Origin of the sequence: Alkalispirillum mobile (genome assembly GCF_003664325.1) — a bacterium.
GTDB classification, from domain to species: domain Bacteria; phylum Pseudomonadota; class Gammaproteobacteria; order Nitrococcales; family Halorhodospiraceae; genus Alkalilimnicola; species Alkalilimnicola mobilis.
Genome location: NZ_RCDA01000005.1, coordinates 128,671 through 139,998 on the forward strand (window position 1 = coordinate 128,671; position 11,328 = coordinate 139,998).

The 11,328-nt window shown below is 69.1% G+C and carries 13 protein-coding genes; 3 read left to right on the top strand and 10 right to left on the bottom strand.

The window, feature by feature from the left end; translation table 11 throughout:
- The first annotated feature begins 23 nt into the window (after positions 1–23).
- A complete protein-coding gene (locus DFR31_RS12835; protein ID WP_281273369.1) occupies positions 24–1,235 on the top strand; it encodes a S1C family serine protease in 1,212 nt (403 codons plus the stop codon).
- On the opposite strand, the gene hisC is transcribed toward DFR31_RS12835, so the two are convergent.
- The 10 genes from hisC to DFR31_RS12885 all read right to left on the bottom strand — a co-directional run bounded on the left by hisC (position 1,227) and on the right by DFR31_RS12885 (position 9,018).
- Complete coding sequence (gene hisC / locus DFR31_RS12840; RefSeq protein ID WP_121443083.1) at positions 1,227–2,324, bottom strand: histidinol-phosphate transaminase; 1,098 nt, start codon at positions 2,322–2,324, stop codon at positions 1,227–1,229. The genes DFR31_RS12835 and hisC overlap by 9 nt on opposite strands.
- Positions 2,321–3,637 (bottom strand): histidinol dehydrogenase, encoded by a 1,317-nt coding sequence (hisD, locus tag DFR31_RS12845; protein WP_121443084.1) that lies wholly within the window; start codon positions 3,635–3,637, stop codon positions 2,321–2,323. Before hisD ends, hisC begins: the two co-directional genes overlap by 4 nt.
- Before the next feature lie 60 nt (positions 3,638–3,697).
- Positions 3,698–4,345, bottom strand: a complete 648-nt coding sequence (gene hisG, locus DFR31_RS12850) for an ATP phosphoribosyltransferase (RefSeq protein ID WP_121443085.1) — start codon at positions 4,343–4,345, stop codon at positions 3,698–3,700.
- A 33-nt stretch (positions 4,346–4,378) separates the two neighbouring features.
- Positions 4,379–5,635: a UDP-N-acetylglucosamine 1-carboxyvinyltransferase gene (gene murA, locus DFR31_RS12855; protein ID WP_121443086.1), complete on the bottom strand. Its 1,257-nt coding sequence runs from the start codon at positions 5,633–5,635 to the stop codon at positions 4,379–4,381.
- A gap of 4 nt (positions 5,636–5,639) precedes the next feature.
- A complete protein-coding gene (locus tag DFR31_RS12860) occupies positions 5,640–5,885 on the bottom strand; it encodes a BolA family protein (RefSeq protein ID WP_121443087.1) in 246 nt (81 codons plus the stop codon).
- Between the two features lie 97 nt (positions 5,886–5,982).
- Positions 5,983–6,297, bottom strand: coding sequence for an STAS domain-containing protein (locus DFR31_RS12865; RefSeq protein WP_121443088.1), 315 nt, complete (start codon positions 6,295–6,297; stop codon positions 5,983–5,985).
- Entirely contained in the window at positions 6,294–6,917 is a 624-nt protein-coding gene (locus tag DFR31_RS12870; protein ID WP_121443089.1) for an MlaC/ttg2D family ABC transporter substrate-binding protein, read from the bottom strand. The genes DFR31_RS12865 and DFR31_RS12870 overlap by 4 nt, the downstream gene beginning before the upstream one ends.
- Before the next feature lie 14 nt (positions 6,918–6,931).
- On the bottom strand, positions 6,932–7,396 hold the full coding sequence (mlaD, locus tag DFR31_RS12875; RefSeq protein ID WP_121443090.1) for an outer membrane lipid asymmetry maintenance protein MlaD: 465 nt from the start codon (positions 7,394–7,396) through the stop codon (positions 6,932–6,934).
- A gap of 24 nt (positions 7,397–7,420) precedes the next feature.
- Positions 7,421–8,200 (bottom strand): lipid asymmetry maintenance ABC transporter permease subunit MlaE, encoded by a 780-nt coding sequence (gene mlaE / locus DFR31_RS12880; RefSeq protein ID WP_121443091.1) that lies wholly within the window; start codon positions 8,198–8,200, stop codon positions 7,421–7,423.
- The gene (locus tag DFR31_RS12885; protein ID WP_121443092.1) at positions 8,197–9,018 is read right to left on the bottom strand and encodes an ABC transporter ATP-binding protein; all 822 of its coding nucleotides are present in this window, start codon (positions 9,016–9,018) and stop codon (positions 8,197–8,199) included. Before DFR31_RS12885 ends, mlaE begins: the two co-directional genes overlap by 4 nt.
- Positions 9,019–9,175: 157 nt before the next feature.
- Between DFR31_RS12885 and DFR31_RS12890 the strand changes: the two genes are divergently transcribed.
- Together DFR31_RS12890 and DFR31_RS12895 are read left to right on the top strand one after the other, a co-directional pair.
- Positions 9,176–10,156 (top strand): calcium/sodium antiporter, encoded by a 981-nt coding sequence (locus tag DFR31_RS12890; RefSeq protein WP_121443093.1) that lies wholly within the window; start codon positions 9,176–9,178, stop codon positions 10,154–10,156.
- A 55-nt stretch (positions 10,157–10,211) separates the two neighbouring features.
- Positions 10,212–11,237, top strand: coding sequence for a KpsF/GutQ family sugar-phosphate isomerase (locus tag DFR31_RS12895; protein WP_245971198.1), 1,026 nt, complete (start codon positions 10,212–10,214; stop codon positions 11,235–11,237).
- The last annotated feature ends 91 nt before the right edge of the window (positions 11,238–11,328 follow it).

Below are 11,328 nucleotides of genomic sequence, written 5' to 3' on the forward strand. Positions count from 1 at the left end.
TCCCGGGCACCCCGGAGATACCCATGAAACTGCCGCGCCTGATGCGATTCCTGTTCAGCTACACCGCGATCGGCCTGCTGCTGGCCGCGGTGATCATCGGGCTGCGCCCCGACCTGGTCGGCATGCAGGACGACGGCAATGCCCGCCCGGAAAATGGCGACACGGTCACTCAGCCCGTGGCGCCCCAGATCGCCCAGGTCCGGCCCGCCGCCGGGCCGGCCTCCTACGCCGACGCCGTGGAGCAGGCCCAGCCCGCGGTGGTGAACATTTACACCACGAAGACCGTCCAGCAGGAGCAGCATCCCCTGTTCGACGACCCCTTCTTTCGCCGCTTTTTCGGCGACATCACCCCGCAGCAACCGCGCGAACGCACCCAGACCAGCCTGGGGTCGGGGGTAATCTTCAGCGACCAGGGATACGTGGTCACCAACAACCACGTCATTGATGACGCCGACGAGATCCAGGTGCTGCTGGCGGACGGCCGCGAGGCGCTGGCCAGCGTGGTGGGCCGCGACCCCGATACCGACCTGGCGGTGCTGCGGATCGAGCTGGACCGCCTGCCGGTCATCCAACTCGCCGACGATCGGGCGCTCAGGGTGGGGGACGTCGTCCTCGCCATCGGCAACCCGTTTGGCGTCGGTCAGACGGTGACCATGGGCATTGTCAGCGCCACCGGCCGCGATCAGCTGGGCCTGACCACCTTCGAGAACTTCATCCAGACCGATGCGGCCATCAACCCGGGCAACTCCGGTGGCGCGCTGATCAACGCCGAGGGTCGGCTGGTGGGCATCAACACCGCCATCTTCAGCCGCACCGGCGGCCACCAGGGCATCGGTTTCGCCATCCCGGCGCACCTGGCGGTGTCGGTGCTGGACAGCATCGTGGAGGAAGGCCGCGTGGTCCGCGGCTGGATCGGCGTGCAGGCGCAGACACTCAGCCCCATGCTGGCCGAGTCCTTCGGGCTGGACCAGGAGTCGGGGATCGTCATCTCCGGCGTCCTGCGCGGCGGTCCGGCCTCGGAGGCCGGCCTGCGGCCGGGAGACGTGGTCACGCACGTCGAAGATGAGCGGGCGGTGGACGCCCAGACCCTGCTCCAACGGGTGACCGGCAAGCTGCCCGGAGACGAACTGACCATGCGTATCGTGCGCGACGGCGAAGAGAAAACGCTGACCATCGAGGTGGAGGAACGGCCTGCGCAGGACGAGCAGCAGGCCCCGCAGCCGCAGTTACGCTGACAGCGCGTCGGTCAGCGCTTCCAGGAAGCGGGCGTTCTCGCCGGGCTGGCCCACCGTGACCCGCAGGCAATCGGACAACTGCGGATGACTGCCGTGCAGGTTCTTGATGAGCACGCCCCGGCCCTGCAGCCCCTGATGCACCGCCGTGGCCTGCCCCGGTGACACCCGGAAGGTGAGAAAGTTGGCCTCGCTGGGCCAGACCCGCACGACCCCCGGTACCGTCGCCAGCGCCTCCGCCAGCCGCCCCCGCTCGGTGATGATGTCGGCCACGCTTTTATCCAGCTGGGCCCGGTGCTCCAGCGCAAAGTTGGCACTGGCCTGGGTCAGGGCGTTGATGTTGTAGGGCAGGCGCAGCTTCTCCAGCTCCGCCAACCAGTCCGGGTGCCCCACCAGCAGCCCCAGCCGCAGGCCGGCAAGCCCCACCTTGGAGACGGTGCGCATCACCAGCAGGTTCGGGTACTCCAGTACCTCCGGCAGGAAGCTATCGCGGGCAAAGGCGTAGTAGGCCTCGTCCACCACCACCAGCCCCGGGGCCTCGTGGATGATCCGCGTGATCGTCTCGCGGTTGAAGGCATTGCCGGTGGGGTTGTTGGGATAGGCGAGGTAGACCACGGCGGGCTGGGCGTCGCGCAGCGCTGCCAGCATGGCGGCCTCGTCCAGCTCGAAGTCCTCGCCCAGCGGCACCTCGCGATACGCCATGCCGCTGTTCAGCGCGATGATGCGGTACATGGCGAACCCCGGCGCGGGGGTGAGCACCACCCGGCCGGGCCCTGCCACCAGCAGATTGACCAGCAGGATCAGCTCATCCGAGCCGTTGCCGAGCATCAGCTCGGCCCCCTCGGGCACGCCCATGGCCTTGCGCAGGCGCTGCTTCAGCTCGGTGGCCCCGGCGTCCGGGTAACGATTGAGCGCCACCTCCGCCAGCGCCTGCTGCCAGGCGCTGGTGAGCGCCCCCGGCCAGGGCCAGGGGTTCTCCATGGCGTCCAGCTTGACCACGTCCGCCGGCGGCGGTACGTGGTAGGCCTTCAGCGCGCGCACCTCGGGGCGCACCCAGGCATCCACCAGCGCACTGCGCGAGGACTCGCTCACTGCTCGCCCTCCTGGTCTTCCACCCGCAGCTCGGCGGAGCGGGCGTGGGCGGTCAACCCCTCGCCCCGGGCCAGCACGCTGGCGATCCGGCCCAGCCGCGCCGAGCCCTCCGGCGAGCAATTGATCAGGCTGCTGCGCTTCTGGAAGTCGTAGACACCCAGCGGCGAGGCGAAACGGGCCGTGCGCGAGGTGGGCAGCACGTGGTTGGGGCCCGCGCAGTAGTCGCCCAGGGCCTCCGGCGTGTGCCGCCCCATGAAAATGGCCCCGGCGTGGCGGATGTATCCGGCCAGTTTCTCCGGCTCAGCCACCGACAGCTCCAGGTGCTCCGGTGCGATGCGGTTGGCCACCTCGGCGGCCTCGTGCAGGTCGCGCACGTTGATCAGGGCGCCGCGCTTGGCCAGCGCCGTGCGGATGATCTCGGAGCGCTCCATCTCCGGCAGGGCGCTCTCCATGGCGGACTGCACCTGGTCCAGGAACATCGGGTCCGGCGAAACCAGGATGGCCTGGGCCTCCTCGTCATGCTCGGCCTGGGAGAAAAGATCCTGGGCAATCCACTCCGGGTCGGTCTGCCCATCGCAGATGACCAGGATCTCGGAGGGCCCGGCGATCATGTCGATACCCACCACGCCGAACACCCGGCGCTTGGCCTCGGCCACGAAGGCGTTGCCCGGGCCGACGATCTTGTCCACGGCCGGGATGGTCTCAGTGCCGTACGCCAGGGCCCCCACCGCCTGGGCGCCGCCCACGGTGAAGACCCGGTCCACGCCGGCGATGGCGGCGGCCGCCAGCACCAGCTCGTTGGGCTCGCCACCGGGGGCGGGCACCACCATGATCACGCGCTCGACGCCGGCCACCCGGGCGGGCACCACGTTCATCAGCACCGACGACGGGTAGGCGGCCTTGCCACCGGGGACGTAGACCCCGACGCTGTCCAGCGGCGTGACCTGCTGGCCCAGCAGGGTCCCGTCCTCCTCGGTGTAGGACCAGTCCGCCATCTTCTGCTGCTCGGCGTAGCGCCGGATGCGGTCGGCGGCCTCCTGCAGGGCATCCCGCTGCTCGGCGGGCAGGTTGTCCAGGGCCTGGCGGAGCCGGGCGGCGGACACCTCCAGCTCGGCCACGCCCTGGGCCTCGCTGCGGTCGAAACGCCGGGTGTAGTCCAGCACGGCCCGGTCGCCGCGATGGCGCACCTCGTGCAGGATCTCGGCCACGGTCGCTTCCAGGTCCTCGCCCACGTGGGCATCCCAGCTCACCAGCTTGTCGAGCTCGGCATCGAAATCGGGTTGCTTGGTGCTGAGGCGGCTTATCTCGAACATGTTGACCTCGGGCTTGCGCTTGCCGGTTGCACGATTGCGGTTGTCAGCGACGCTGCCGGCTTACTCGCGGCGGGCGTCCACGGCCTCCGCCAGCTGGGCCAGCAGGGCCTTGATGCGACGGTGCTTCATCTTCATGGAGGCCTTGTTGACCACCAGCCGGGAGCTGATATCGGTGATGTGTTCCAGCGGCTCCAGGCCGTTGGCGCGCAGGGTGTTGCCGGTGTCCACCAGGTCGACGATGACATCCCCGAGCCCCACCAGGGGCGCCAGCTCCATCGACCCGTACAGCTTGATCAGCTCCACCTGCCGCCCCTGCTCGGCGTAATAGCGCCGGGCGATGTTGACGAACTTGGTAGCCACCCGCAGCCGGCCGGGGCGCTCGTTGGCGCCCGGGTGGCCGGCGACCATCATCCTGCAGCGGGCGATATTCAGGTCCAGCGGCTCGTACAGGCCGGTGCTGCCGTACTCCATGAGCACGTCCTTGCCGGCCACGCCGATATCGGCACCGCCATGCTCAACGAAGGGGGGCACATCGGTGGCGCGCACCACGATGACCCGCACGCCGGGCATGGTGGTGTCGAAGATCAGCTTGCGGCTGCGGCCCGGGTCCTCGGTGAGGCGAATGCCGCAATCGGCCAGCAGCGGCAGGGTATCGTCCAGGATGCGGCCCTTGGAGAGGGCCAGCGTCAGGGTCTCGGCGTCGGACATGTCGGTTGCGTCCAGCTTTTCTTTGGATGCCGGTCAGCCCGGCACCCGGCGGATGTCGGCGCCCAGTTGCGCCAGCTTTTCCTCGATGCACTCGTAACCGCGGTCGATATGGTAGATGCGGTCCACCCAGGTCTCGCCCTCCGCCACCAGGCCAGCCAGCACGAGGCTGGCCGAGGCCCGCAGGTCGGTGGCCATCACCGGGGCCCCCTTGAGCTTGGGCACCCCGCGCAGGATAGCGGTATTGCCTTCGATGCGGATGTCGGCGCCCATGCGCTGCATCTCCAGGCAGTGCATGAAGCGGTTCTCGAACACCGTCTCGGTGATGGTGCCGGTGCCCTCGGCAATGCAGTCCAGGGCGCAGAACTGCGCCTGCATGTCCGTGGGGAAACCGGGATAGGGGGCGGTGCGCGCGGAGACCGACCGGGGCCGGCCGTCCATCTCGAGGCTGATCCAGTCCTCGCCGCTCTCGACGCGCGCCCCGGCCTCCTCCAGCTTGACCAGCACCGCGTCCAGCAGCTTGGGTGCGGTGTCCTTGAGCTTGATACGCCCGCCGGTGATGGCGGCCGCGATCAGGTAAGTGCCGGATTCAATGCGGTCGGGCAGCACGTCGTAGTGGATACCATCGAGCCGGTCCACCCCCTCGATGGTCAGGGTGTCGGTGCCCGCGCCCTGGATGTTCGCACCCATGGCATTCAGGCAGTTGGCCAGGTCCACCACCTCGGGCTCACGGGCGGCGTTCTCGATCACCGTGGTGCCCTCGGCCAGGGCGGCGGCCATCATCAGGTTCTCGGTGCCGGTGACAGTGACCAGCTCGAGCACGATGCGCGCCCCCTTGAGCCGCTCGCAGCGCGCCTTGATGTACCCGTCCTCCACGGTGAGGTCGGCGCCCATGGCGCGCAGCCCCTCCACGTGCAGGTTGACCGGGCGGGAACCGATGGCGCAGCCACCGGGCAGCGAGACCTGGGCCTCGCCGTAGCGGGCGAGCAGCGGCCCCAGCACGAGGATGCTGGCGCGCATGGTCTTGACCAGTTCGTAGGGCGCATGACAGCTGTGCAGGCTGCGCGGGTCGGCCTCCACCCGCATGCGCTCATCCACGGTCAGGCGAACGCCCATGCGCCCCAGCAGCTCCATGGTGGTCGTGATGTCATGGAGGTGCGGGATATTGCCGATGGTCATCGGGCCATCGGCCAGCAAGGTCGCTGCCATGATGGGCAGCGCCGCGTTCTTGGCGCCGGAGATGCGGATTTCGCCCTCCAGGCGGCGCCCGCCGCGGATCAGCAGTCTTTCCATGGGCTCAGTTGTCCTGCTGGGCGGCTTCCTCGGGGGTCAGGGTCTGCATGGCCAGGGCATGCAGCTTGCCGCTATCGAAATGCGCCTTGAGAACGGCATTCACCAGGCGCTGGCGCTGCAACGGGCTCTTGTCGTCAAACTCCGGGCTGACGATGCGGGCCTCGAAGTGCTGGCCATCGCCGACCACGGAGATGTCCTCGACCTGCATGCCATCGGTGATCAGACGCTCGACTTCGCTCGGTTCCATCATTGCTCGAACCCCCGTTCGGGAATGTCGGTGTGGGCGGTGTGCCGCCAGGTAGCCGGGCAGTATAACGCGAGCGGGCGGGTAAGCAGAAACCGGCCGTTCAGGCCGGGCCGACATCCAGCTCCAGCAACCCGGCCAACCCGCTCAACCGGGCCATGGCGAGCAGTTGCTCCGGGAAATGGGTGTAACGGATGCTCCGCCCCCGCTGCCGGGCCCGCCGGGCCAGGGCCACCAGCAGGGCCAGGCCGGCGCTGTCGGTGCGCCCCACCGCCCCCAGGTCCAGCTCCACCCGCTCGGCGTCCCGGAACAGGCGCTCGGCCTGAGCCCACAGCCCGGGCACGGTGTCGAAGCTCAGGTCACCGCTGAGGCAAAACAGCCCCGCACCGTCGGCCGGCTTGAGCTGTGCCTCGCTCATTGCAGCCCCGCATCGGCGTTACGCCGCTCCATGCGCTCCACTTCCTCTTCGAGGCTGCGCTCACGCAGGCGGCTGCGGAAGTCCTCGCGGTAGTTCTGCACCAGGCTGATCCCCTCCGCCGTGAGGTTGATCAACCGCCAGTGGCCATCCTCCTGGCGTTCCATCTCGTAGAGCACCCGGGCGGGCGAGCCACTACCGGTGCGGATGTCCATGCCCACCTGGGCCACATTGTCCCGGTTGGGATCGCGCCGCACCCCCAGGACCCGCACGTCCAGCCCCCGGTACTCACCGATAGTGCTGCCGTAGGTGCGCACCAGGCTGCGCTCGAAGGCCACGAGGAAGCGCTCCTGCAGCTCCGGGTCGGCCCGGCGCCAGTGCGGCCCGAGGATCTGCTCGGCCACCCGCTCCACCGCCACGTGGGGACCGACGATGGGCTCGATGGCCTCGTACAGCGCCACCCGGTCCTCCAGCAACTCATCGGCCTGCTCATCCAGCAGGTCCAGCACCTCCTGGGTCACCCGCTCGACCACCTGGCGCGGCCCCGGCGGCTCGTCCGCCAGCGCCGGCAGGCTCCAGGCCAACAGGATCAGGCCCACGAGGAAAGTCTTGAATGCGTGCATGTCAGCGCTCCCGCTCAGTCGTCGTCACCGAGGTTATAGAGGAACTGGCCGAGGATTCGTTCCAGAACCACCGCCGATTGGGTGCTGGTGATCCGGTCACCGGCGCTCAGGTACTCCTCCTCCCAGCCCGGGTCGAGACTCACGTACTGCTCACCGAGCAGCCCGGAGGTGTAGATGGCGGCGGTGGAGTCGCTGGGTATCCGGTCGAAGCGGTGGTCCATGGCCATCACCACCCGGGCCTGGTAGCTCTGCGGGTCCAGCTCGATGGACTTGACCTGGCCGACGCGCACCCCGGCCATGTTCACCGGCGCCTTTTCCCGCAGCCCGCCCACGTTGTCGAAGTGCGCCGTGACCTCGTAACTGGGCCGCTCGCGGAATTCCGCCAGGCCGCTGACCTCCAGCGCCAACAGGAATACCGCGCCCAGCCCCAGGGCCACGAACACCCCGACCCAAAGTTCCATGGTTCGCGTCGTTTGCATTGTCGTTCCCGGATCGTCCGTCGGTTAATCGAACATCAGCGCGGTGAGCAGGAAGTCCAGTCCCAGCACCGCCAGCGAGGCGTGCACCACGCCGTGGGTGGTGGCCCGGCTGACCCCCTCGGAGGTGGGGATGGCCTCGTAGCCCTTGTAGAGGGCGATCCAGCCCACCACGATGCCGAACACCACGCTCTTGATCACGCCATTGAGCACATCGTCGGAGAAACTCACCGCCGATTGCATGTTGCCCCAGTAGGCCCCGCCGTCCAGGCCGATCAGACCTACAGACACCAGGTAGCCGCCGTAGATCCCCACCAGGCTGAAGATGCCCGCCAGCAGCGGCACCGCGATCACGCAGGCGAGAAAGCGTGGCGCGATCACCCGGAGCTCCGGGTCCACCGCCATCATCTCCATGCTGGAGAGCTGCTCGGTGGCTTTCATGAGCCCCACCTCGGCGGTCAGCGAGGAGCCGGCACGGCCGGCGAACAGCAGCGCGGTGACCACCGGCCCGAGCTCGCGCAGCAGCGACAGGGCCACCAGGACACCCACGGATTCCGCCGCGCCGAAGTCCACCAGGGTGTAATACCCCTGCAGGGCCAGCACCATGCCCACGAACAGCCCGGAGACCACGATGATGACTAGCGACAGCACCCCCACAGCGTAGAGCTGCTGGATGATGTAGGTCGGCCGCGACACCACGGTCAGCAAGCCGGTCAGCAGCCGGAACATGAGCAGATGAGCCCTTCCCAGGCCGCTCAGCGCGGCCAGGGTGCGGGCACCCAGCGTGCGGAAGGCCTCTGCAATCATGGTCCGGGACGCTCCAGCAGGTCTTCGGCCAGGGTGCGGCCGGGGTAATGGAAAGGCACCGGCCCGTCCGGCTGGCCGTCCAGGAACTGACGCAGCCAGGGGTTATCGCTCTCGCGCAACTGCGCCGGGGCCCCCTCGGCCACCACCTCTCCGCCGGAGAGCACGTAGGCGTAGTCGGCGATGCTCAGGGTCTCGGCCACATCGTGGGAGACCACCACGGAGGTGAGCCCCAGGGCGTCGTTCAGACGCCGGATCAGGTCCACGAGCACCCCCATGGTGATCGGGTCCTGGCCGGTGAAGGGCTCGTCGTACATGACCAGGTGGGGGTCGAGGGCGATGGCGCGGGCCATGGCGACCCGCCGGGCCATACCGCCGGAAAGCTGCGCGGGCATGAGGTCGCGCGCACCGCGCAGGCCCACCGCCTCCAGTTTCATCAGCACCAGGTCGCGGATCAGCGGCTCGGGCAACCGAGTGTGCTCGCGGATGGGGAAGGCCACGTTCTCGAACACGTTGACGTCGGTGAACAACGCCCCGCTCTGAAACAGCATGCCCATGCGCCGGCGCAGCCGGTAAAGTGCCGCACGCCGCAGGCGGTGGACATCCTCGCCCTCCACCGTGACCCGGCCGGCGTCCGGTTGCAACTGGCCACCGATCAGCTTCAGCAGCGTGGTCTTACCGGTGCCACTCGGCCCCATGATGGCGGTCACCTGGCCCTGGCGGATATCCAGGTCCACCCCTTTGAATATGGACCGCCCCCCGCGGCTGAAGTGCAGCCCGCGGACCTCGGCCAGTAAGGGTGTCGCGCTCGTCTCTTGCACAGGATGCGTCCTTGACGGCTGCCCGGCTCTGCAGCGGGCCGTTCGGTATTGAAGTGGGCGCAGTATCCGATCAACCGGGCCGCCGGTCAAACAGACCGCACCCCGGAGCCAGGTATTCCGTTAACCATCGCGGGGCGTCAGGCATTAAACTGCGGCCATGCTGGTACAGATCCTGATCCTGGGGGTGAGCTTCGCCCTGCTGGCCTGGAGCGCCGACCGCTTCGTGCTCGGTGCCTCGGCCACGGCCACCCTGCTCGGCCTGCCGCCCCTGCTGGTGGGGCTGACCATCGTTGCCTTCGGCACCTCGGCACCGGAAATGCTGGTCTCGGCGCTGGCGGCACTGGCCGGCAGCCCCGGCCTGGCGGTGGGCAACGCCATCGGCTCGAACATCGCCAACATGGGCCTGATCCTGGGACTGACGGCGCTGGCCATGCCGCTGTTCATCCGCGGACACATCCTGCGCCGCGAGGTTCCGGCCATGGCGCTGGTCATGCTGGTCACCTGGCTACTGATGCTCGACGGCGGTCTCGACCGCCTGGACGGGGCGATACTGCTGACCGGACTGGCGCTGCTGACCGGTTGGCTCGCCTGGGCCATCCGCCAGGGTAACGGCGACAACGGCGGTGCCTTCCCCTCGCCCGCCACCGCACCAACCGACGCCACTCCCTCGCGCCTCACACCCGCCCTGCTCTGGCTGACGGTCGGCCTGATCGTGATGCTGCTCAGCGCTCAGACAGCCGTGTGGGCCGCCACCGGGCTCGCAGCCCGAATCGGGGTCGCCGAGACCGTGGTGGGGCTCACGCTGGTGGCGGTGGGGACCAGCCTGCCGGAGTTGGCCACCTGCCTGGCGGCCGCCCGCCGCGGGCAGGGTGACATTGCCATCGGCAATATCATCGGCTCCAATATGTTCAACCTGCTCGGGGTGCTGGGCCTGGCAGCGGCGCTAAAGCCGGTGGCGCTGGAACCCGGCACCCTGAGCCGCGACTATGCCACCATGGCCGGCATCACCCTGGTCTTCTTCCTGCTCAGCCACGGCCTGCGCCAGCGGGGCCACGTGGGCCGGTTGGCCGGGGCCTTTCTGCTGCTGCTGTGGCTGGTGTGGCTGGCCTGGCTGGGTCTGAACAACCTGGCCGCCTGACAATCAAACAGATGCCCCTGGGGCCTGCCGCCCCGCCCCCAGGCGGAGGAGAAACATGAACGCCCAAAAAACCCTGGTGGAGAGCCAACGCCGTCATGCCGGCGAGCCGCCCAGCGACGAGCGCTTCCGCGCGCTGGGCCGAGCGGTGCTGGAACTGGAGGCCGACGCGGTCCGCACGCTGACCGACCGGGTGGACGAGACCTTCTCCCGCGCCTGCCGGCACATGCTGGGCTGCCGCGGACGCGTCGTGGTCACCGGCATGGGCAAATCGGGCCACATCGCCAACAAGATCGCCGCCACCCTGGCCAGCACCGGCACCCCGGCCTTCTTCGTCCACCCGGGCGAGGCCAGCCACGGCGACCTGGGGATGATCACCCGCGACGACGTGGTCATGGCCCTGTCCAACTCCGGCGAGACCGGCGAGATCACCACCATCCTGCCGCTGATCCGGCGGCTGCACGTGCCGCTGATCGCGCTCACCGGCAACCCCGACTCCACCCTGGCCCGCGCGGCCGACGACCACCTGGATGTCAGCGTCGCCCAGGAGGCCTGCCCGCTGGGCCTGGCCCCCACCGCCAGCACCACCGCCGCGCTGGCCATGGGGGACGCCCTGGCCATTGCCCTGCTCGAGGCGCGGGGCTTCACCGCCGACGACTTCGCCCGCTCCCACCCCGGCGGGCGCCTGGGGCGGCGCCTGCTCCTGCTGGTGGAGGACGTGATGCACACCGGCCAGCGAATCCCCCGCGTGGCGGAGGCGACCCCGCTGGCCGAGGCGCTGCTGGAGATCACCCGCAAGGGCCTGGGGATGACGGCCGTTGTCGACGGTGATGACCGGATCCTGGGGGTATTCACCGATGGCGATCTGCGCCGCTGCCTGGACCAGGGGCGGGATATCCACGCCCTGCGGGTGGGCGAGGTCATGACCCGCGACTGCCGCACCGTCCACCCGGACGCCCTGGCCGCCGAGGCACTCGAGATGATGGAAAGCCACCGGATCAACGCCCTGCTGGTCAGCGACGGCGACGCCCGCCTGCTGGGCGCGCTCAACATGCACGACCTGCTGCGCGCTGGCGTCGTTTGACATCCTCCTCGCCCTGAAGGACGAGGATTCCTACCGCGCCGGTGCCGGCATCAAGCCGGCGCCGGTGGCCTCGGTGGGTTCCTGCTTCGCA

What these genes read in the sequence shown, in the direction of transcription:
- DFR31_RS12860 (WP_121443087.1), bottom strand. Translation starts at nt 5,885, where the DNA reads ATGATGGAACCGAGCGAAGTCGAGCGTCTGATCACCGATGGCATGCAG.
- DFR31_RS12865 (WP_121443088.1), bottom strand. Translation starts at nt 6,297, where the DNA reads ATGAGCGAGGCACAGCTCAAGCCGGCCGACGGTGCGGGGCTGTTTTGC.
- mlaD (WP_121443090.1), bottom strand. Translation starts at nt 7,396, where the DNA reads ATGCAAACGACGCGAACCATGGAACTTTGGGTCGGGGTGTTCGTGGCC.
- DFR31_RS12870 (WP_121443089.1), bottom strand. Translation starts at nt 6,917, where the DNA reads ATGCACGCATTCAAGACTTTCCTCGTGGGCCTGATCCTGTTGGCCTGG.
- DFR31_RS12890 (WP_121443093.1), top strand. Translation starts at nt 9,176, where the DNA reads ATGCTGGTACAGATCCTGATCCTGGGGGTGAGCTTCGCCCTGCTGGCC.
- hisD (WP_121443084.1), bottom strand. Translation starts at nt 3,637, where the DNA reads ATGTTCGAGATAAGCCGCCTCAGCACCAAGCAACCCGATTTCGATGCC.
- hisG (WP_121443085.1), bottom strand. Translation starts at nt 4,345, where the DNA reads ATGTCCGACGCCGAGACCCTGACGCTGGCCCTCTCCAAGGGCCGCATC.
- mlaE (WP_121443091.1), bottom strand. Translation starts at nt 8,200, where the DNA reads ATGATTGCAGAGGCCTTCCGCACGCTGGGTGCCCGCACCCTGGCCGCG.
- murA (WP_121443086.1), bottom strand. Translation starts at nt 5,635, where the DNA reads ATGGAAAGACTGCTGATCCGCGGCGGGCGCCGCCTGGAGGGCGAAATC.
- DFR31_RS12835 (WP_281273369.1), top strand. Translation starts at nt 24, where the DNA reads ATGAAACTGCCGCGCCTGATGCGATTCCTGTTCAGCTACACCGCGATC.
- DFR31_RS12895 (WP_245971198.1), top strand. Translation starts at nt 10,212, where the DNA reads ATGAACGCCCAAAAAACCCTGGTGGAGAGCCAACGCCGTCATGCCGGC.